The 21,823-nt window shown below is 74.2% G+C and carries 15 protein-coding genes; 12 read left to right on the forward strand and 3 right to left on the reverse strand.

What is annotated here, in order from left to right; translation table 11 throughout:
- The first annotated feature begins 22 nt into the window (after positions 1-22).
- The 7 genes from ACT7CP_RS04880 (at position 23) to ACT7CP_RS04910 (ending at position 10,065) form a co-directional block, all read left to right on the forward strand.
- Complete coding sequence (locus tag ACT7CP_RS04880) at positions 23-2,239, forward strand: hypothetical protein (protein ID WP_445443583.1); 2,217 nt, start codon at positions 23-25, stop codon at positions 2,237-2,239.
- Positions 2,236-3,198 (forward strand): glycosyltransferase, encoded by a 963-nt coding sequence (locus ACT7CP_RS04885; protein WP_445443584.1) that lies wholly within the window; start codon positions 2,236-2,238, stop codon positions 3,196-3,198. Before ACT7CP_RS04880 ends, ACT7CP_RS04885 begins: the two co-directional genes overlap by 4 nt.
- Positions 3,199-3,379: 181 nt before the next feature.
- Positions 3,380-4,228: a glycosyltransferase gene (locus tag ACT7CP_RS04890; protein ID WP_413963877.1), complete on the forward strand. Its 849-nt coding sequence runs from the start codon at positions 3,380-3,382 to the stop codon at positions 4,226-4,228.
- 67 nt (positions 4,229-4,295) lie between these two features.
- On the forward strand, positions 4,296-5,459 hold the full coding sequence (gene glf, locus ACT7CP_RS04895) for a UDP-galactopyranose mutase (RefSeq protein ID WP_413963878.1): 1,164 nt from the start codon (positions 4,296-4,298) through the stop codon (positions 5,457-5,459).
- The gene (locus ACT7CP_RS04900; RefSeq protein ID WP_445443585.1) at positions 5,459-7,477 is read left to right on the forward strand and encodes a glycosyltransferase; all 2,019 of its coding nucleotides are present in this window, start codon (positions 5,459-5,461) and stop codon (positions 7,475-7,477) included. Before glf ends, ACT7CP_RS04900 begins: the two co-directional genes overlap by 1 nt.
- Positions 7,478-7,611: 134 nt before the next feature.
- Entirely contained in the window at positions 7,612-9,450 is a 1,839-nt protein-coding gene (locus ACT7CP_RS04905; protein ID WP_445443586.1) for a hypothetical protein, read from the forward strand.
- A 144-nt stretch (positions 9,451-9,594) separates the two neighbouring features.
- The gene (locus ACT7CP_RS04910; RefSeq protein ID WP_445443587.1) at positions 9,595-10,065 is read left to right on the forward strand and encodes a GtrA family protein; all 471 of its coding nucleotides are present in this window, start codon (positions 9,595-9,597) and stop codon (positions 10,063-10,065) included.
- A gap of 30 nt (positions 10,066-10,095) precedes the next feature.
- Here the strand turns inward: ACT7CP_RS04910 and ACT7CP_RS04915 are convergent, their stop codons facing one another.
- From ACT7CP_RS04915 to ACT7CP_RS04925, 3 genes are all read right to left on the reverse strand, one after another.
- A complete protein-coding gene (locus tag ACT7CP_RS04915) occupies positions 10,096-11,388 on the reverse strand; it encodes an O-antigen ligase family protein (protein ID WP_445443588.1) in 1,293 nt (430 codons plus the stop codon).
- A 48-nt stretch (positions 11,389-11,436) separates the two neighbouring features.
- Entirely contained in the window at positions 11,437-12,924 is a 1,488-nt protein-coding gene (locus tag ACT7CP_RS04920; RefSeq protein ID WP_445443589.1) for an O-antigen ligase family protein, read from the reverse strand.
- Positions 12,925-13,024: 100 nt separating this feature from the next.
- Positions 13,025-14,203: an acyl-CoA dehydrogenase family protein gene (locus ACT7CP_RS04925; protein WP_445443590.1), complete on the reverse strand. Its 1,179-nt coding sequence runs from the start codon at positions 14,201-14,203 to the stop codon at positions 13,025-13,027.
- A gap of 164 nt (positions 14,204-14,367) precedes the next feature.
- On the opposite strand from ACT7CP_RS04925, the gene manA reads away from it, so the two are divergent.
- From manA to ACT7CP_RS04950, 5 genes are all read left to right on the forward strand, one after another.
- Positions 14,368-15,681: a mannose-6-phosphate isomerase, class I gene (manA, locus tag ACT7CP_RS04930; RefSeq protein WP_445443591.1), complete on the forward strand. Its 1,314-nt coding sequence runs from the start codon at positions 14,368-14,370 to the stop codon at positions 15,679-15,681.
- Between the two features lie 34 nt (positions 15,682-15,715).
- Complete coding sequence (galE, locus tag ACT7CP_RS04935; protein ID WP_445443592.1) at positions 15,716-16,684, forward strand: UDP-glucose 4-epimerase GalE; 969 nt, start codon at positions 15,716-15,718, stop codon at positions 16,682-16,684.
- Positions 16,685-16,833: 149 nt separating this feature from the next.
- Positions 16,834-17,151, forward strand: coding sequence for a WhiB family transcriptional regulator (locus ACT7CP_RS04940; protein WP_445443593.1), 318 nt, complete (start codon positions 16,834-16,836; stop codon positions 17,149-17,151).
- Between the two features lie 95 nt (positions 17,152-17,246).
- A complete protein-coding gene (locus ACT7CP_RS04945) occupies positions 17,247-20,315 on the forward strand; it encodes a glycosyltransferase (protein ID WP_445443594.1) in 3,069 nt (1,022 codons plus the stop codon).
- A complete protein-coding gene (locus ACT7CP_RS04950; RefSeq protein WP_445443595.1) occupies positions 20,302-21,816 on the forward strand; it encodes a DUF5719 family protein in 1,515 nt (504 codons plus the stop codon). The genes ACT7CP_RS04945 and ACT7CP_RS04950 overlap by 14 nt, the downstream gene beginning before the upstream one ends.
- The last annotated feature ends 7 nt before the right edge of the window (positions 21,817-21,823 follow it).

Below are 21,823 nucleotides of genomic sequence, written 5' to 3' on the forward strand. Positions count from 1 at the left end.
CGACGAACGGACCCCTCTCACGATGCGCAGCAAGCTCCTGTGGCCGACCGCCGCCGTCGCCGCCACGGTGGTCGGCGCGATCATCCCGATGCTCTTCTTCACGGGGTACTACTTCGTGAACGACACGGAGGCCGGCGCCTACGGGCAGTGGTACGAGATCGGCCGCCGCATCCTCGACGGCAACTGGTCGCTGCTGAACCCCACGGTGTGGCAGAGCGGCAACTACCAGGCCGAGGGCGCGTGGGGCATCTACAGCCCCCTCCTCTGGGTGGTCGGGCTCGGCTCGCAGCTCATGTCGAACGCGGCCCTCTACTCGTCCATCGTGAAGATCGCGTGCCTCGCCATCGCGTCGGCCGGCCTCTACGTGCTGGCCCGCGCCTACTCCGTGACCCGCCCGTGGGCCGCGGTCGTCGCGACGGCGGTCCCGCTCGCCGGCTTCACCCTCTACTTCGACGCCCCCTCCTGGGTCAACGGGCTCATGGCCTGGACGTTCTGGCCGCTCGCCGTCGGCCTCTCGCGCCGCGTGATCCGCGCCCGGGCCAACCCCGTGGGCGCGGTCCTCGCCGCCGTCACGGTGGTGGGGATCGGCTACGCCGCCGCCACCCTCATGCTGGCCGCCGCGCTCGGCGCGCTCCTCATCGAGGCGCTCATCCGCCGCCGGCGCCCCGAGGTGCTCCGCGCCCTCGGCCTCTCGCTGATCTCCGGCCTCTTCGCCGTGCTGGTGCACCTCCCGGGCGTGCTCACCTCCTCGGTCTCGGGCCGCTCGAACTCCATCGGCAACGACGGCTTCCTCACGGTCGACCTCAGCGACCTCGCCATCTCGGGCATGCCCATGGGCAGCCCCTTCATGGACTACTACGAGGGCAACATCCCGGGCGCCCCCATCACCTACATCTCGTGGCTCGTCCCGCTGCTGGTGCTCATCGACTGGCGCCGCCTGTGGGCGCTCCTGCGTCGACGTCCCTCGCTGCTGATCATCGGCGCTGCGGCGCTGACCGGCGTCCTCGCCCCGTCCGAGATCGGCCCCCTCCGCTACCCGGTGCGCGTCGTGCCGTACCTCACCGCGGTGATCCTGCTGGTCCTCGCCCTCGGCCTCTCGCGCAGCATGCGCCGGGTCCTCACGCGGCGGCACCTCTACACGGCGTGGGCCATCGTCGCCGTCAACGGCCTCCTCCTCCTCACGCAGGATCCGCGCGCCGTCAAGCCCGCCGCCGTCGCGATCGTCCTCGTCGGCGCCCTGGTCCTCCTCGTCTACGCACTCGCCGTCGGCTGGCGTCCCGGGCGCGGCCCCGCCGTCCTCGGCCGCGTCGCCGACCGCGCCCGGGCGACCCCGCGCTCCCGCTCGGCGGCCATGGCCGTGGTCGCCATCGTCGGCACCGTGGCGCTCCTGGTGCCGCAGCACTACCGCTCGCCGAAGTCCCCGCTCGAGACCTACGACCTGCCCGCGGACGTGAGCGCGTACAGCACGCAGCTGCCGCGCGCGGAGGGCGACATCCTCGTCGTCGGCTTCCCGCAGACCACCGACTACGCGGAGACGCTCCTCGGCAACTCCTGGTACGTCACGGGCAAGCCCGTGCAGAACGCGTACTCCTCCGTCTACTACCCGGGCTACGGCAACAAGGTCTGCATGCAGTTCAACGGGCTCACCTGCGGCGCGCTGTACGAGCGCCTGTTCGAGCCGGTCAAGGGGTCCGACACGGGCGTCGACCTCGTCGACCTCATCGGCGCGAGCACCGTGCAGGTCATCAAGGCCCAGCGGGGGGGCGATCCCGCGAAGACCGTCCCGCGCCGGGAGTGGCAGGTCGTCCCGGACGGCTGGACCGTCGTCGAGGACACGCCGATCACGCGCACCATCGTCCGCGACGACCCGCTGCAGGGCGCCGGCGGCGTCGCGTGGACCTCCGACGGCACCCGCGTGACCCTCCTCCACGACGACCCGATGGGGTCGACCTTCCGCGTCGACGCCGCCCCCGCCGACGGCGGCACGGTCGCCCTCGCCCTCATCCCGTGGCCCGGGTACGAGGTCTCCGGCGCCCAGCTGCGCGAGGAGCCGGTCGACGGCTTCCTCCTCGGCGTGGACGTCTCCGCCGCGGACGTCGGGAAGACCGTGACGGTCGCGTTCTGGAGCCCGGGCTGGCAGGTGCAGGTCGCGTCCGCCGCCCTCGTGATCCTCCTCACGGCCGCGTGGGCCGTCGGCCGCCTCGTGGTGCGCCGTCGCCGTCGGGTGACCGCGCGATGAGCGGCGTGCCGCCCCGCGTGGTCGCGGTCGTCGTCGCGTGGAACCGGCGCGAGCTCGTGGTCGAGACCCTGGCGGCGCTCGCCGCCCAGACGGTGCCGCTGCACGAGGTCGTGGTGATCGACAACGCCTCCACCGACGGCTCCGGCGACGTCGTCCGGGAGCGCTTCCCGGACGTGGCGCTGACCCGTCTCCCCACCAACACGGGCGGAGCCGGCGGCTTCACCGCCGGCATCGAGCGCGCGCTCACCGTGCACGGCGCCGAGCTGGTCTGGCTCATGGACGACGACACCGTGCCGGATCCCACGGCGCTCGCGGAGCTCCTGCGCGCCCGGGCCGCCGCGCCCCGCGGCACGGTCGTGCTGGCCTCGGCGGTCCGCTGGACCGATGGCCGTCCGCATCCCATGAACACGCCGCGCACCCGGCCCGGCGCCTCCCGCGCGAGCGTCGCGCGGGCGGCCCGGCACGGCTGCACGCCCGTCCGCACGGCGTCGTTCGTCTCCCTCCTGGTCGAGGCCGACGCCATCCGCGCGCACGGGCTGCCGATGGCCGACTACTTCCTCTGGAACGACGACTTCGAGTACTCGGCCCGCCTGCTGCGTCACGGCCGCGGCTACCTCGTGCACGGGAGCACGGTCGAGCACCGGACGCGGACGTTCGGGTCGACCGACGTGGATCCCGGCGCGCGCTTCGTCTTCGAGGTGCGCAACAAGCTCTGGATGCTCCGGCTCTCCCACGCGCTCGCTCCCGCCGAGCGCGTCCTCTACGCCGGGGCTGCGCTCGTCGGCTGGACCCGCACGATCGCCCGCTCGGCGGACCGCCCCCTGCTCCTGCGCGGCCTCGTCGACGGGGTGCGCCAGGGCCTCGGGCGACGACCGCGTCCCGCCGCGGAGGTGCTCGCCGGCCTCGGCGACGTCACCGAGGGCGTCTGCCGCATCGAGCGCGCAGCCGGCCGGGCCTAGCCCGCCCCGCGCCGCGCGCCGCGCGCCCGCGTGCGCACCGCCCGCCTGTGGCGAGGCGCCGGGCCCCTCAGGCGGGTGCCCGGTAGACTCGGGTGCTCGGCGGGCGGCTGCCCGCGCGGCCGTCCGCTCAGGCGTCGACGGCCCAGCTGCCCACGCACCGAGGATCACAGATGGAGGACCCGTGCCCACCGAGGCCTTCTCGCTCCTCCTCCCCGTGTACCGCGGCGACCGCCCCGAGTTCCTCCGTCGGGCGTTCCGCAGCAGCGTCGACGACCAGGCGCTCCGGCCCGACGAGGTCGTCGTCGTGCGCGACGGCCCGGTCTCGGCCGACCTCGCCCGCACGATGGCCGAGCTCGCGGAGTCGTCCCCGGTCCCCGTCGTCACGGTCGAGCTCCCGCGCAACATGGGCCTCGCCTACGCGCTCGAGCGCGGCCTCGAGGCCTGCGCGCACGACGTCGTGGCGCGCATGGACGCCGACGACATCAGCCTCCCCGAGCGCTTCGCCCGCCAGCTGGCGCTCATCTCCGGCGGCCTCGACCTCGTGGGCACCGGAATGTACGAGTTCACGGACGAGGTGGGCACCATCGTGGGGCGCCGCACCCCGCCCGTCGGCGCCGACGCCATCTCCCGCTACGCGCGCTTCCACGATCCCTTCAACCACCCGACCGTCGTCTACCGGCGTGCCGCGGTCCAGCGGGCGGGCGGCTACCTGCCGCTCGGGCTCATGGAGGACTACTACCTCTTCGCCCGCATGATCCAGTCGGGCGCGCGCGTGGAGAACCTGCCGGATCCGCTCGTCATGTACCGCGTCAGCGCGGGTGCCTACGCTCGGCGCGGCGGCGTCGCCCAGCTGCGGGCCGAGCTCCGCCTGCAGCGCGAGTTCCGCCGGCGGCGCTTCACGTCGATCGGGCAGGCGGGGCGCAACGTCCTGGTGCGCGGCAGCTACCGCCTCATCCCCGAGGCCGTGCGCCGCGGGCTGTACCGCCGCCTGATCACGCGCGACCGGACCGTCCCGCAGGCCCGCGCCTGATCCCCCGTTACCCTTGACCAGTCCCGTCGAGCGCCCGTCGGGCGCCACCCCAGCAAAGGAATGTGCCATGAGCCCTGATCTCGTAGTGGTCGGATCCGGTTTCTTCGGACTCACGATCGCGGAGCGCGTCGCCGAGGAGCTGGGCCTCAAGGTCCTCGTCATCGATCGTCGCGACCACATCGGCGGCAACGCGTACAGCGAGAAGGACCCGGAGACCGGGATCGAGGTGCACCGCTACGGAGCGCACCTCTTCCACACCTCCAACGAGACGGTCTGGGAGTACGTCAACCGCTTCACGGACTTCACGCCCTACGTGCACCGCGTCTACACCGAGCACAAGGGCGAGGTCTTCCCGCTGCCGATCAACCTCGGCACGATCAACCAGTTCTTCCGCTCGGCGCACGGCCCGCAGGCGGCGCGCGACCTCATCGCCGAGCAGGCCTCCGAGCTCGACGCCGGCGAGGCGCGCAACCTCGAGGAGAAGGGCGTCTCCCTCATCGGGCGCCCGCTCTACGAGGCGTTCATCCGCGACTACACCGCGAAGCAGTGGCAGACGGATCCCACGGACCTGCCGGCCGAGGTCATCAGCCGCCTCCCCGTCCGCTACACGTACGACAACCGCTACTTCAACGACACGCACGAGGGCCTGCCCGTCCAGGGCTACACGGCATGGCTCGAGCGCATGGCCGACCACCCGAACATCGAGGTCCGCCTCGAGACCGACTTCTTCGACGAGACCCAGGAGGTCAACCGGGCCTCGGTCGTCGGGAAGGTGCCCGTCGTCTACACGGGCGCCATCGACCGCTACTTCGGCTACTCGGAGGGCGCGCTCTCGTGGCGCACGCTCGACTTCGAGCGCGAGGTGCTCCCGGTCGGCGACTTCCAGGGCACGCCCGTCATGAACTACGCCGACTCCGACGTGCCGTACACGCGCATCCACGAGTTCCGCCACTTCCACCCGGAGCGCGACGCCCCGGCCGACAAGACGGTGATCATGCGCGAGTACTCGCGCTTCGCCGAGGGCGACGACGAGCCGTACTACCCGGTGAACACGGCGGCCGACCGGGAGGGCCTGCTGAAGTACCGCGAGCTCGCGAAGCAGGAGGAGGGCGTCTTCTTCGGCGGCCGCCTCGGCACGTACCAGTACCTCGACATGCACATGGCGATCGGAGCGGCCCTCTCGATGTACGAGAACAAGCTCAAGCCCGTCCTCGTGAAGGACGCCTCCTGATGGCCGCCGACCTCGCGGGCGCTCCCGCCGAGCTCGACCTCATCCAGCGCGTCATCCTGCCGTCCGAGCACGACCCGGACATCGTCCCGCTCTACGTGGACGCCGACTACTGGACGAGCATCCCCGTCGCGCCCGAGAAGCGCCGCCGCTCGCCGCTGCGCGTCGTCGACTCGGACACGCACAACGCGGTCGTGCGCCTCAGCGACATGGGCATCATCAGCGCCATCCGGGGCGACCGCGGCTTCCAGGTGCCCCACCGTCGCAAGGTGTCGTTCGGCACGTACTTCAACGCGTTCCCCGCCTCCTACTGGCGCGCGAGCACCACGCTCGACGGCGTCGTGCTCGAGGTCGAGACCAGCGGCGAGGGCCAGGTCATCGTCTACCGCTCCAACGCGCGCGGCGTGATCCAGAAGGTCGACGGCGCCGCCGTCTCCGGTTCCGCCACCTCCCGCTTCGAGCTCCCCTTCACCTACTTCGCCGACGGCGGCTGGTACTGGTTCGACCTGATGGGCGAGGAGGCCGACTTCGCGCTCGTCGAGGCCGGCTGGTACGCGCCCGCGGGATCCGCCCCCACGTCGGGCGCCACCGGCTCGGTCAGCATCGCCATCACGACGCTCAACCGCGCCGAGTACTGCGTGAAGCTCCTCACCGACATCGGCGAGAAGCCCGACGTCGCGGCGCTCCTCGACCACGTCTACGTCACCGACCAGGGCACGCAGAAGGTCGCGGACCAGCCCGCCTTCCCCCGGGCGCAGGAGCTGCTCGGCGAGAAGCTGCGGGTCATCGACCAGGCGAACCTGGGCGGATCCGGCGGCTTCTCCCGCGGCATGTACGAGACGCTCAAGGAGGGCGCGAGCGACTACGTCCTCGTCATGGACGACGACATCACGCTCGAGCCCGAGAGCATCCGCCGCGCGGTGAAGTTCGCGGACTACTCCCGCACGCCTACCATCGTGGGCGGCCACATGTTCGACATGTACGACAAGAGCAAGCTCCACGCGTATGCCGAGGGCTTCGACATGTGGAACTTCATGTGGGGCCCCGTCACGCCGACGCGCCACGACTTCAGCGCGTCGAACCTCCGCCAGACCCGGTGGATGCACCGCCGCGTCGACGCCGAGTACAACGGCTGGTGGATGTGCCTCATCCCCGTCTCCACCATCAAGCAGATCGGGCTCTCGCTGCCCGTCTTCATCAAGTGGGACGACGCCGAGTACGCGCTCCGCGCCAAGGAGGTCGGCGTGCCGACCGTCACCCTGCCGGGCGCGGCCGTGTGGCACGTCTCGTGGGTCGACAAGGACGACTCGCAGGACTGGCAGGCCTTCTTCCACGCGCGCAACCGCCTCATCGCGGCGCTGCTGCACTCGCCGTACGAGCGCGGGGGCCGGTTCCTCACGGCCAACCTCGCCACGGACGTCCGGCACCTCGTCTCGATGCAGTACTTCGCGCTCGCCGCGCGCCACGAGGCGTACCGGAACATCCTCCGCGGGCCGCGCGGCCTGCACCAGGACATGGTCACGCGCCTCGCCCGCACCCGCGAGCTCGCGAAGGGCTTCTCGGACGGCGTCCCCATCAAGGACCGCGCCGCCCTGCCCGAGATCATCGCGCCGGACAAGCCGCAGCGACGTCGCGGGGGAGGCGCGCCCGCCGGCATCGCGCGCTTCGCCTGGCTCGCCCGCACCGTGGGCCGGCACGCGTTCTCGCCGCTCAGCTCGGCCGCGCAGCGCGGCCCGGAGGCGCACCTCGCGTTCGAGGACGCCCGCTGGTGGGTCGTGCCGGAGTTCGACAGCGTGCTGGTGTCGAACGCCGAGGGATCGGCGGCGCTCCTGCACCGCCGCGATCCCGCGATGTTCCGCCGCATGCTGTGGACGAGCATCGTGCTCCGCTGGCGGATCCTCGCGCGCTGGCCCCAGCTGAAGGCGGCGTACCGCGCCGCGCTGCCGACGGTCACGAGCCCGGAGACATGGGCGCGCACCTTCGGCGTCGACCAGCCGCCGGCCGGTCGCGGGAAGCGCTAGCTCCCGCCGACCACGGTCCCGCACCCGACGAGGGGGCGGCCGATCCGCACCACGGTGCGGCGGCCGCCCCCTCGTGTGTGAGAATCGCATCTCACGGCACGGGGACGCAGGGGGATGCATTGTTCGATGACGGGGTGGACCATGTCCGGCGTGCGCGCCGACGCTCGCGGCTGATCGCCTGCCTGGCCGTGTGGGTCGTCGCCCTGGGGGTCGGCCTGGTGGGCACCGGCACGCTCGGCTCCGGCGCGGAGCCCGCGCGGGCCGCATCGGGCGCGGACTTCGACCCCGGCATGATCATCAGCGACGCCAAGTTCTACGACGGCGACGCCATGTCCGCGGGCGACGTCCAGTCCTTCCTCCGGGCCCGCGTGCCCAGCTGCGCGTCGGGCTACGTGTGCCTCCGGGACTACGTGCAGAGCACGCCCGCCCGCGCCGCCGACAGCCGGTGCTCGAGCCTGCAGGCGTCGCGCCTCAGCGGCGCCGACATCGTCTACTGGGTGGGCCGCGCGTGCGGCGTCAGCCAGGCCGCGCTCCTCGTCCTCCTCGAGAAGGAGCAGGGGCTCGTCACCGACAGCACGCCGAGCGACCGCCAGTTCCGCAGCGCCACCGGCTACGGCTGCCCGGACACCGCGGCCTGCGACTCGACCTACTACGGCTTCTTCAACCAGGTCTACAACGCGGCGCACCAGTTCAGGGTGTACCAGTCGACCCCCACGCGCTGGAACTACCAGGCCGGCCGGAGCAACCGGATCCTCTGGCACCCGAACGCCGACTGCGGGTCCTCGCAGGTCACCATCCGCAACCAGGCGACGGCCGGGCTCTACATCTACACGCCGTACCAGCCGAACCAGGCGGCCCTGCGCAACGTCTACGGCACGGGCGACTCCTGCTCCTCCTACGGCAACCGCAACTTCTGGCGCCTCTACACGGACTGGTTCGGCAGCACGAGCGACGGACCGGTGTCCTCGTTCGTCAAGGTCGCCACGGACGACAGCGTCTACCTGGTGAGCGGCGGCCAGAAGCACCCCGTGACCGACTTCAGCGTGTATCAGGCGCTCGACGCGCTCGGCGGCATCAGCACCGTCGGCCGGTCCTACCTCGACGCGCTCGCGACCGGGATCCCGGCGTCGGAGCTCGTGCGCGATCCCGCGGACGGCACGATCAGCCTGGTGCAGGGCGACCGCCGGCACGACTTCGCGTCCTGCGACCTCGTGGCGTCCTACGGCTACAGCTGCTCGGCGGCCGTGCCCCTGGACCCGGGCCAGCTGCGCGCGCTCCCGCAGGCCGGCGCCATGAGCGCCTTCTTCACGCTCCCCGGCGACGGCACGGCGTACCTCCTCGACGGCGGGGTCAAGTACCCGGTGTCCAGCTGGTCCGCCCTGGTCGCGCTCAACGGCGGTGCCCCGGCGTACGTCGCGGGGATGCGGGCGTCCGTGGGATCCCGGTACGCCACGGGTCACGTCGCGCTGGAGCCCGGCACGCTCGTCAAGTCGGCGAGCAGCGCGGACGTCTACGTCGTCGACGGGCTGAACCGGAGGATCGGCGTGCCGGACTTCGCCGTCACGCGCGAGCTCGGCTTCGGCCAGGCCTACAGCACCGTGCAGCAGCGCACCCTCGACGGCTACGCGCGGTCGCAGTCGGTCCTCTCGCTCGCCGTGCGCTGCGGGAGCACGTCCTACCTCGCCACCCAGGGCCGCATCGTGGCCCTCCGCGACCCGGGCTCGACGGGACTGCCGGTCACCGACCTCGTCCCCACGACCTGCCGCACGCTCGACGCGACCGGTGCGACCGTCACGGGGGCCGTGCTCGTGAAGGGATCCGCGGACCCGAGCGTCTACGTCCTCCAGGGCGGCCAGGCGCGGCCGGTCTCGAGCTGGGCGCGACTCGTCGCGCTGGCGGGCACGCCATCGCCGACCATCACCCCGATGGGCACCGCGGCGCTCGCCCGCATCCCCGTCGGCGCCGCGTACTGACCCGCGTCGCCCTCCCGCCGCCCGACCGGACGGCGGGCGGCGCTCGCCCGGGACGCAGCGGATACAGTGGGGCCCGCACCGGACGACCACGGCGCGGCCCGCCGGCCGTCCACCGCGTCCGCTCCGGCGCGGCGAGGAGACCCCATGGACGAGCACACCGACGGCGTCGAGGCACCCCGCGAGGAGGCGCCGGCTCCCGGCATCCTCCTCCGGCTGATCAAGGACGAGCGCGTCGCGTTCCTTCTCGTCGGCGGCTTCAACACCGTGCTCGGCACGGCCTGGTTCGCCCTGTTCTACCTGCTGTGGGGCCACGAGATCCCGTACCCGCTCGTGCTGGTCATCGCGTGGGCGGTGCAGCTGCCGATCGCGTTCACGCTGCACCGGAAGCTCGTGTTCAAGGTCAGCGGCAACCTGGTCCCCGACTTCTCCCGCTACACGCTCGTGAACCTCATGCCGCTGTTCGCCAACATGCTGCTCCTGCCGCTCGTGGTGGAGACCACGCCGCTCGAGCCGATCGTGGCGCAGGTGCTCGTGACCATCGTGATCACCGTGGCGACGTACACGGGCCACAAGTTCTTCTCGTTCCGTCGGCCGCGCGACGAGGCCGTCCGCTGATCTCCGCGCCGGGCGTCCGCCCGGCGGGCGTCACTCGGCCTGGCGATGCTCCGGCAGGCCGTGCCGCCAGCTCCGGCCCTGGGCGGCCTTGACCGCGCAGATCACGAGCAGGATCCAGCCCCACTCCACGAGCGTGACGCTCTCGGCGAGGGACGCGACGAGGAGCACCACGAGCACGAGGGCCGTCCACACGTGCCCGAGCCCGCGCTTGGTGGTCGCGAGGGCCCAGGAGCGCCCGAGCGCGAGGGCGCAGAACGCGGCGAACAGGGCGAGGCCGACGAGGCCCGCCTGCAGGTAGAGGTCGAGGTAGGCGTTGCGGCCCGATTCCTGCGCGCCGCGGCTCACGAGGTCGAGGGCCGTGTACGGGTAGGCGTCGCGCCGCCAGAAGCCGACGAACCCCCAGCCCTCGATCGTGTTGAGGTCGATGAGGCGGAGCATCTCGCGCCACAGGGCGACCCGCTGGAGGTAGTCGGGGCGCGCCTGCAGGACCTGCAGGACGGGGGAGCGGAACGCCACGACGAGCACGGCCACCACCGCCGCGAGCACGAGGACCGCGCTGTTCGCGAGCGGCCGGGCCTGGCGGGCGAGGTGGCGGAGGCCGAGGATCGCGAGGGCGGCGACGCCGAGGACGAGGAACGTGCCGAGGATCACCGACGAGCGCGTGAGCGAGGCCACCAGGAGCGCCGTGGTGAGGGAGGCGAGCCCGCGCCCGCGCGGCACCGACCGCGTGAGCAGCTCGACGGCGAAGGTCACGGCGGCGACGAGCGCGAGGATGCCGAGGGCGTTCCGCTCGCCGAGCAGCCCCTGGACGGGGCCGAGGCGGTCGAGCGCACCGCGGATCCCGAGGAAGGGGATCGGGCCGTCGATGAGCAGCCCGGCCAGCACCTCGAGGGCGAGGGAGGCCACGAGCACCAGCCGGAGGACGTCCCCGGCGGCGCGCACGATCTGGATGAGGTCGCGCACGACGCCGACGTACACCGCGAGGAAGGCGGAGGCCGCGAGGTACAGCACGCCGCCGACGGCGTCCGGCTGGTAGGCCGTCCAGAGCAGGGTCGCGGCGCACCAGCCCACGAGGAGCAGCAGCGAGATGGGCAGGAGGCCGCGCCACTCCCAGTCGCCGCGCTTCGCCGCGAGCGATCCGGCGGCCATGACCACCAGCGCGGTCACGATCCCGATCAGCCCGGCCCAGCCCGCCGTGGCCCGGATGGCGTGCGACAGGATCGCCGTGCCGAGGATGCAGTGGGTGAGCGCGGCGGAGAAGCGCGCCGACCCGAGGAGGTCGGGGAGGCGCGCGGGCAGCGGGAGGCGGGCGGGGAGCGTCATGCGCCGGGGATCACGGGCGGTCGGCGGGGCACCGGTCGGCCGCCGGGATCAGGCGACGCCGGGATCGGCGGGCGCGGTGCGCGTCGGTGCGGAGGCGGCGGCGGGCGCGGGCGCTGCGGCCGGGGACGCGGAGCGGGCGGGTACCGCGGGTGCCGCGCCCACGAGGGGCGACGGCACGTGCTCGACGGGGGTGCCCGCCCGCGCGGGCAGGACCGCGGTGCGGCGCGAGTCGACCGGCCCGGGGACGTCCTCGCGCTCGACCATGCGCGAGCGGGTGGCGACGGCGACGACCACCAGGAGGAGCCAGTTGCCCTCGTAGAGGAGCCGGCTCTCCGCGAGGCTCTGCACGACGAGGGCGGTCATCAGCAGGAGCGGCGCCAGCGCGAGCACGGAGTACGGCTCGACGCGGTCGCGGCGGTGCTGCGGGCGGTCGATCGCGGCCCACCAGGACCGGACATAGGTGGTGACGATGAAGCAGGCGAAGACGAGGAGGCCCACGGCGCCCACCTGCAGCAGGACGTCGAGGTACGCGTCGTGCGCCTGCAGGTACGTGACGCCGCTGCGGACCGCGAGGCCCTCGAAGGGGTGCACCCAGGGCGCCCAGTAGCCGATCCAGCCCCAGCCGACGACGGGGTGCTGCTGCGCGAGCCCGAGCACGGACTCCCAGATCTGGAACCGGCCGGTCAGGTCGGGGGAGCGGCCGAGGAGCTCGAAGACCTCGGCCGTGCGCGTGGCCATGACGACCGCGCCGGCGACCGCGGCCACGACGACGCCGCTCGCCAGCACGAGCCGGCCGCGGAGGCCCACCCGCCGCGCCACCAGGGCGAGCGCCGCGACCACGCCCGTCATGACGAGCGCGACGAGGACCGTGGAGCTGCCGGTGAGGGCGAGCGTGAGGAGGGCCACCGCGATCCAGGCCCCCGCGCGACGGCGGCTGACGGTGCGCGCCGCGTACTGCAGCGAGAAGACGATGAGCCCGAGGAGCGCCACCATCGCGAGCAGGTTCGCGTTGCCCACGACGCCCTGGATCCGGCCGCCCGTGAGCAGCTCTCCGCGGGTCCACGCGAAGGCCGCGGGCGCGTCGGGGCCGTAGTCGGTGAAGAACGGCATGACCGGCTGCCGCACGACGACGGCGACCACCAGCTCGAAGGCGAGCGACAGCCCGAGGACGATCCGGAGCGCCCGCCCGAGCGCCTGCACGATCTCCGCCCACGACAGCAACACGACGAGCGTCAGCGCGGCGATGGTCGTGGACAGCTGGATCACCACGCCGATGGCGGACTCCGGCCGGTACTCCGACCACGCGATCGACAGCACCGCGATCCCCGTGAACGCGAGCAGCGGGATCGGCACGACGCGCAGGCGGGGCAGGGGCTGGGAGCGGACCAGCAGGGTGATGCACGTCACGAGCACCGCGAGCGCGATGGCGCCGAAGCCCCACCAGCTCAGGCCGTTGCGCCACATGTCACCGGCGAACGTCGTGACGAGGACGAAGGTCGCGAAGCTCCGGAGGGCTCGGCGGCTGTCGGTGGGCATGCCCATCAGGGTATCCGGCCTTGCCCGCCTCGCCTGCCGCCTGAGGGGGACCGGTCGCGGACGCGCCCGGACACCGGCGCGCCGCCCGCTCCGGTGTCCCTCAGACGAAGGCGGCGTGGCCGGTGATGGCGCGGCCGACGATGAGCGTGTTCATCTCGCGCGTGCCCTCGTAGGAGTAGATGGCCTCCGCGTCGGCGAAGAAGCGCGCCACGTCGTAGTCGAGCACGATGCCGTTGCCGCCGAACGCCTCGCGGCACCAGGCGACGGTCTCGCGCATGCGGCTCGTGGCGTACGCCTTCGCGAGCGCCGAGTGCTCGTCGGACTGCGTGCCCTCGTCCACCATCTCCGACGCGCGCGTCACCAGGCCGATGGACGCCGTGATGTTGCCGAGGCTGCGGACCAGGAGGTCCTGGATCAGCTGGTGCGCGCCGAGCGGCTTGCCGAACTGCTGCCGCTCGCCCGTGTACGCGACGGCGGCCTCGTACGCGCCGACCGAGATCCCGACGGCGGCCCACGCCACCTCGGCGCGCGTGAGGCGCAGCACCTTGGCGGTGTCGGCGAACGAGCGCGCCTGCTGCAGGCGGTTCCGCTCCGGCACGATGACGCCGTCGAGCTCGATGTCGGCGTTCTGCACGATCCGGAGCGCCTGCTTGTCCTCGATGCGGGTCGCGCGGAAGCCGGGGGAGTCGTTGGGGACGAGGAAGCCCTTCACCTGGCCGTCGTCCGCGTCCTTGGCCCAGATCACGGTGACGTCGCTGATGGTGCCGTTGCCGATCCAGCGCTTGGCGCCCGTGATGCTCCACTCGTCGCCGCGGCGGGTCGCGACCGTGCGCAGCCCCCGCGCGGAGTCGGATCCGGACAGCGGCTCGGTGAGGCCGAAGGAGCCGAGGATCTCGCCCGAGGCGAGGCGGGGCAGCCACTCGGCGCGCTGCTCGGGGGACCCGGTGACCGCGATGCTCCCCATCACGAGGCCGCTCTGCATCCCGACGAGGGTGGCCATGCTCGCGTCGACGCGCCCGAGCTCGAGCGCCGCCCAGCCGCGGAAGACGGCCGAGTTCTCGAAGGGCCGCGTCTCGGGGAACGCCATGCCGAAGGTGCCGAGCCGGGCGAGGCCGCCGACCACGTCGCGCGGGAACTCGGCGCGCGCCCACAGCCCGTTGACCCGCGGCCGCACCTCCTCCTCGAGGTACGCGCGCAGCTCCGCGAGCGCCTCCCTCTCCCGGTCTCCGAGCCGGGACTCGTAGCCGTAGAAGTCGCCGATGAGAGGGGTGAGGGACACGTTCGCTCCATTGCGTCTCGTCGGCGCCCTCGGGGCCGGGCGCCTGCCGCCGAGCCTAGGGCGCGTCCCGGAGGGGCCCGCATCGGTTGGTACTTTGGTCGCGTCCGGACAGGACGCGCCCCTCCGGGCGTTGTAGGTAGCCGCCAAGCCCGACAGGATCAGCCGTGTTCACGTCCCTCGCCAACTCCCCCCGCGACTACGCCTGGGGATCCCGCACCGCCATCGCCGAGCTCCTCGGCCGCGAGCCGTCCGGGGGACCGGAGGCCGAGCTGTGGCTGGGTGCGCACGGCGGGTCCCCGACGCGCGTCGTCGACCCGGCGACCGCGGGCGGCGCGGCGACGCTCGCCGACTGGATCCAGGCGGACCCGGCCACCACGCTCGGCCCGCTCGCCGACGGCCTCCGCCCGGGCGACGGCCCGGGCCTCCCGTTCCTCCTCAAGGTGCTCGCCGCGGGCGGCCCCCTCTCGCTCCAGGCGCACCCCGACCTGCACCGCGCCCGCCGCGGCTTCCGCGACGAGGAGGAGCGCGGGGTCCCCATCGACGCCCCGCACCGCAACTACAAGGACCCGCTGCACAAGCCCGAGCTGATCTACGCGCTCAGCGACGAGTTCCACGCGCTCTGCGGCTTCCGGCCGCTCGCGGAGGTGCGGCAGGTCTTCACGCTGCTGCTCACGCTCGACGCGTCGGGCCCGGACTCAGACCCGGGCGTCATCCGCGCCGTCCTCTCGCGCCTCACGGGCTCCGAGGCGGACGTGCTGCGCGACGTCTTCGCGTTCCTCATGGGCGGCGGATCCGACGTGCGCCGCCTGGTCGATCGCGTCACGCTGCTCGCGAGCCTCGCCTCCGACCGGCAGTGCCGCGAGTTCTCGACCGAGATGCGCACCGTCCGCGAGCTCGCCGCGGCCTACCCCGGCGACGCGGGCATCGTCACGTCGCTCCTCCTCAACCGCGTGACCCTCCGCCGCGGCGAGGCGCTCTACCTCCCCGCGGGCAACATCCACGCCTACCTCGACGGCCTCGGGATCGAGCTGATGGCCGCGTCCGACAACGTGCTGCGCGGCGGCCTCACGCCCAAGCACGTGGACGTCCCCGAGCTGCTCGACGTGCTCGAGTTCCAGGCGCTGCCCGTGCCGTACCTCGAGCCCGAGCACGCGGCGCCGGGCGTCGAGCTGTACCGGCCCGACGTCCCCGACTTCCTGCTCGCGCGCATCGCCCCGGCGACCCGCGAGGCGACCGCGGACGACGCGGGCGCGAGCGTCGTCGAGGTCGACGGCCCCGCCATCGTGCTCTGCACCGCGGGTGCCGTCGCGATCCGCGGCCGGTCCTCCTCGGTCGAGCTCGTGCGCGGCGACGCCGTGTTCGTCACGCCCGACGAGGGCCGGCTCGTCGTCACGGGGGAGGGCGAGGCGTTCCTCGCGACGACGCCCGCGCCGTCCGCCGCCGAGGTCGACGACGAGGACGGCGCCGCCGCCGCGTGACGGGAGGCCCCGGAGCCGTCGATAGGGTTGCCGCATGACATGGTTGGTCACCGGCGGCGCCGGCTACATCGGTTCGCACATCGTCTCCGCGTTCGCCCGCGCCGGCATCGACACCGTCGTGCTGGACGACCTCTCGAGCGGCCACGCGTCGTTCGTGCCGGAGGGCGTGCCGTTCCACCGCGGATCCGTGCTCGACCGGGAGCTCCTCGCGCGCATCCTGGGCTCGGGCGACATCCGCGGCGTCGTGCACGTGGCCGGCTACAAGTACGCCGGGGTCTCCGTGCAGCGCCCGCTGCACACGTACGAGCAGAACGTCACCGCGACGGCCGTGCTCCTCGAGGAGATGGAGCGGGCCGGCGTCGACAGCATCGTGTTCTCGTCCTCCGCGGCCGTCTACGGCACGCCCGACGTCGACCTCGTCGACGAGCGCACGCCCAAGGCGCCCGAGTCCCCCTACGGCGAGTCGAAGCTCATCGGCGAGTGGCTGCTGCGCGACCAGGGCGTCGCCGCGGGCCTCCGCCACGCGTCGCTCCGCTACTTCAACGTCGTCGGATCCGGCGAGGAGGGCTACTTCGACACGAGCCCCCACAACCTGTTCCCGCTCGTCTTCGAGGCGCTGCGCGACGGTCGCACGCCGCGGATCAACGGCGGCGACTACCCGACGCCCGACGGCACGTGCGTGCGCGACTACATCGACGTCGTCGACCTCGCCGCCTCGCACGTCGCGGCGGCCCGCCGGCTCGAGGCGGGGGAGTCGGTCGAGCCCGTCTACTGCCTCGGCAGCGGCGCGGGCGTCAGCGTCCGCGAGATCATGACGGCCATCGCGTCGGCCACCGGCATCGCGTTCGAGCCGGAGATGCACGACCGCCGACCGGGCGACCCGGCCCGCATCGTCGCCTCCGGGGAGCTGGCCGCGCGCGACATCGACTGGGCCATGCGCCACACCCTGGACGACATGGTGACGAGCGCGTGGACGGCCCGCCAGGCCGGCCTCGCGGAGTAGCGCCCACGGCGAGCGGCGGCGCGTCGCAACCCTCGAGGAGCGGCTGAGGGTTTACCCTCCGCAGCTTGACTCGATGGAGTTACACCGGTGTAATTATGACGATGAGCTGGGGCCGGCCGGGCGCCTCGGCCGCGTGGGGAGATCGTGACATGGCACTACCTGAGTACCACGCCGGAGTCCCCGACGACTGGTTCGTCGACCCCGTCCGACTCGGGGTCCCGGGGGTCCGCAGCGTCGACGACGGCAACCCGCTCGCCTGGCAGGCCGACTCGCTCTGCGCGCAGACCGACCCCGAGGCCTTCTTCCCGGAGAAGGGCGGATCCACCCGCGACGCCAAGAAGATCTGCGGCTCGTGCGAGGTGCGCAGCGAGTGCCTCGAGTACGCGCTGGAGAACGACGAGCGCTTCGGCATCTGGGGCGGCCTCTCCGAGCGCGAGCGCCGCAAGTTCCGCAAGCGCGCGGTCTGACCCGCCCGCCGGCCCGCGCGGCCGGCCCCGGCCTTCCGCCGCGCCGTCGGGCTGCGGCGGATCCCCACCGCCCACCACGTAGGGTCTCCCCTGTCATGCAGCCACGAGTAACCGCGATCCTCGTCGCCCACGAGGGCGCGCAGTTCCTCGACCGGACCCTCCAGGCGCTCGCCGCGCAGACCCGCCGGCCGGACCAGGTGGTCGCGGTCGACCTCGGCTCCCGCGACGCATCGGCCGCCCTGCTGGCCGCGTCCGAGCCCACCCGGATGGTCCAGGCCCCCGCCCGGATGACGTTCGGGCAGGCCGTCGACCAGGCCGTCCGCGTGATCCCCGCGCCCGAGAGCGACCACGAGCTCCTCTGGCTCCTCTCCGCGGACAACGCCCCCGCGCCCGACGCCCTCGAGCGCCTGCTCGCGGCGATCGAGGCGTCGCCGAGCGTCGCGGTCGCCGGCCCCAAGCTCATGGAGTGGGACCACCCGGGCTACATCCACGAGCTCGGCCGCACGCTCACCACGCTCGGCGCGGCCGTCCCCGTCGTCGACGTCGAGCTCGACCAGGCCCAGTACGACGAGATGAGCGACGTCCTCGGCGTGGCCGCGGGCGGCATGCTCGTGCGGCACCGCCTGTGGGACGAGCTCGGCGGCTTCGACGACGCGCTGCCCGTGATCGACGACGCGCTCGACCTCTGCGTCCGCGCCCGCCTCGCCGGCCACCGCGTCGTGGTCGTGCCGGCCGCACGCGTGGCCTCCGCGGGCGACGCCGCCCCCGGCACCGCGTTCCTCGGCAAGCGCACGCCGCGCCGTCGCCGTCGTCGGCTCCGCCGGCAGGCGCAGCTGCACCGCCGGCTCGCCTACGCGCCGCCGGCCGCCGTCCCCTTCCACTGGCTCTCACTCGTGCCGCTCGCGATCCTGCGCGCGCTGCTGCAGCTGCTCCGCAAGCGCCCGACCGCCGCGCCCGGCGAGATCGGCGCCGCCGTGCGGGTCGCGGTCGCGCCCGGTCGGATCCGGGCCAGCCGTCGCCGCCTCGCGGTCGCCAGGACCGCGCCGTGGTCGAGCGTCGCGTCCCTCCGCCAGCCGCTCGCGGTCGGCCGCAGGCGACGCTCCCTCGCCCGCGAGCAGTACCGCGTCGAGCACATGGGCGTCTCCGACGGCGTCGAGTTCCTCGCCACGGGCGGCGGCTGGACGGTCCTCGCGGCGCTCCTGCTGGCCGCCGTCATGTGGCTCCCGCGGCTCGCGGGCACCGCGCTGACGGGCGGGCAGCTCCTGCCGCTCGGCCCGAGCGCGGGCGCGCTGTGGGCTCAGGTGGGAATCGGCGTGCGCGGATCCGGCGCCGGGCCCGTCGCGCCCTCCGACCCGTTCGCCTACGTGCTCGCCGTGCTCGGCAGCGTCACCGCGTGGGAGCCGTCGCTCGCCGTGCTCGGCCTGTTCGTGGCGGCCCTCCCGCTCGCCGCCCTCGCCGCGTGGCTCTGCGCCGCGCAGCTCACGCGCAACGCCTGGCTGCGCGCGCTCGCGGCCCTCGTCTGGACCCTCGCGCCCACCCTCCTCGTCGCGCTCGGCGACGGGCGCCTGCCGGCCGTGCTCGCGCACCTGCTCCTGCCGTGGCTGGCGCTCGCCGTGCTGCGCGCGCCGCGCTCGTGGTCGGCCTCCGCCGTGGCGGGGATCCTGCTGGCCGCGGTCGGCGCGTGCGCGCCCTCGCTCGTGCCCGCCCTGCTCGTGCTCTGGCTCGTCGCGACGATCCGGGCCGGCCGCCGCGCCGGACGCCTCGTCACGATCCCGGTGCCGCTCCTCGCGCTCGTCGCGCCGCTCGTCGTCCACCGCGTGATGCAGGGCCAGCCGCTCGCCCTCCTCGCCGACCCGGCCGTCCCGGCGGCCTTCACCCCGGCCGACGTGCCCGGCCTCGCGCTCGGCTTCCCGACCTCCGGGCTCGGCGGCTGGACGTCCTTCGTCGAGGGCCTCGGCCTCGGGCTGCCCGCGTCGGTGCCCCTGGTCGTCGTCGCGGTGCTGGTCGCGCCGCTCGTGCTCGGCGCCGTCGCGTCGCTCTTCCTCCGCGGGTCGCACCGGGCCGCCCTCGCGCTCGGCGTGACGGTGCTCGGCTTCGCGACCGCGGTCCTGGCCGCGCGCATCGTGGTGCAGTCGACCGGGGCGGAGGCGGTGGCCGTGTGGCCGGGATCGGGCCTCAGCCTGCTCTGGCTCGGCCTCGCGGGCGCGCTCGTCCTCTGCTTCGCCACCCTCGGGCGCCGGTCCGTCGTGCCCGGGCTCGTGGCGACGGCGACCCTCGTGGTCCTCGCGCTCCCGCTCGTCTCCGCCGCCGTCGCCGGCGTCACCGCCGTGCGGGCCGGCGGCGACAGCTCGCTGCCCGGCCTCGTCGTCGCGGAGGCGGCGACGGATCCCGCCGTCGGGACGCTCGTGCTCCGCGCGGGGGACGACGGGTCGCTCGCGGCCGACGTCGAGCGCGGCGCGGGCCGCACGCTCGAGCAGGTCTCGACCGTCGACACCGCCACCGGACCCCTCACCGACACGCAGACCCGCGTCGCCGAGCTCGCCGGCAACGTCTCCTCGCGCTCCGGCCTCGACGCCACCGACGACCTGCGGCGCCTCGGGATCAGCTACGTCCTCCTCGCACCGCCCGCCGGGGCGCGGGACGCGGCCGTCCACGACCGCGCACGCTCCGCCCTCGACGACGACCCCGTGTTCACGGCGGTCGGGCAGACCGAGGCGGGGCTCCTCTGGCGCTTCGTCGGCAGCGACGACCTCGCGGCCGAGGTCCCCGCGCCCGGCAACCTCGACGACCCGGGCCGCGTCGCCGTGCTCGCGGCCCAGGCGCTCGTCTTCGCACTCACGCTGCTCCTCGCGATCCCGACCGGCGGCCTCGCCGCGCGCAGCCGCCCGCTGCCCGCCTACCGCGAGCCCGCCGTCGCCCCCGACGCCCGTCCGGCGGACGCGGACGAGCCGCGCCCCGAGCACGACGACCGCGGCACCCCCGCCTACCTCGACGAGGCCACCGGCTCGAGCGTGGAGGAGGCGGCCTTCGGCGACATCCCGCAGGCGGGCGAGCGCCGCGCGGGCGACGACGACGCCGTCGTGACCGCGCCCGCCGACGACAGCGGCGACGACGACCGCAGCACCGACGACGACGACCGCAGGAGGACAGATGGCCAGGCGTGACGCCGTGCGCATCGCGACGCGCGTGACCACCGGGATCGCCGGCGTCGCCGTGCTCGGGGTCGTCGTGACCGGCGCGCTCCTCCTCCCGCCCGCGTCGGCCGACCGGAGCGCGCCCTCCGTGCTCGTGACCCCCGTCGCGACCGACCAGCAGCGCGTCTGCGCGGGTGCGGTCCTCCGCCCGCCGGAGGCCGACGCCGCGTCCACCACCACGGCGGTCGCCGTGGGCGGCGCCGCGACCACGAGCGGATCCGCCACCGCCGACGCCGCGACCGGCGGCCCCGGGATCCGCACCTCCCGCGTCCAGGCCCCCGACGTGCAGGGCGGGACCTCCACCGAGCCGTCCGTCCTCGCCGTCGCCGGCGCGGTCGACGGCGTGCCCGCGGACCTCGCCGGCGCCACGTCCGAGATCGCCGCGGAGGCCGACCTCGCGGGGCTCGCCGCGGCGTCCTGCGCCGAGGCCACCGCGGAGTCCTGGCTCGTGGGCGGCGCCACCACCACGGGCCGCACGACCTTCGTCGTGCTCGACAACCCGTCCGGCGTCTCCTCCACCGTCGACCTCGCCATCTCCGGCGAGGAGGGCGCCGTGAGCGCCCCCGGGGCGAGCGGCATCACGGTGCCCGCCGGCACCCGTCGCGTGCTCAGCCTCGCGGGCCTCGCGCCCGACCTCGCGTCGCCCGCCGTGCACGTGCAGAGCCGCGGCGGCCAGATCGTCGCGCGGCTCGAGCAGAGCACGGTCCGCGGCCTGCTCGCGGGCGGCGTCGACTGGATCGCGCCGGCCGCCGCCCCCGCCACCGCCCTCACCATGACCGGCCTCCGCATCGACTCGCAGTCCGCGCCCGTGGCGCCCGTCGAGGGCGAGGCGGCTCCCGCGGAGGACGGCGGATCCGCGCCCGGAGCGGGATCCGACCCCGGCACCGACCCCGACCGCGAGACCGCCGTGCGCGTCCTCGTCCCCGGGACCGAGGACGCCGACGTGAGCGTGAGCATCGCGCCGGAGGACGGCACCGACGGCACCGGCACCACGTTCACGGTGCAGGTCGACGCCGGCCGCACCACCGACCTCCCCGTCGCCGACCTGCCGGACGGCCGCTACGCGGTCACGGTCCAAAGCTCGGTGCCCGTCACGGCCGCCGTGCGCAGCGTGTCCGGCGCGGCCGAGGGCGGCGCGACCGACTTCGCCTGGCTGCCGTCGGCGGAGCCGCTCACGCGCGACGCCCTCGTGTCGGTGCCTGCGGGACCCGCGCCCCTGCTGCACCTGCGGAACGCGGGGGACGCCGCCGCCTCCGTCACGGCGCGGCCGACCGACGGCTCCGAGCCGGTCGCGATCGAGGTGCCCGCGGGATCCGCCGCCTCCGTGGCCGTGACCGCGGGCCGCACCTACCTGCTCGAGGGCGCGACGGGGCTCACGGCGACCGTGACCCTGGCCGAGCCCGGTCGCTCGGCGGCGCTGCCCGTGGTGCCGGTGCTGCCGGCCGCGGATCCGCTGCGCGTCCACCCCTGAGCGTCCG

The sequence above is a fragment of the Clavibacter rahimiani genome (assembly GCF_052654495.1).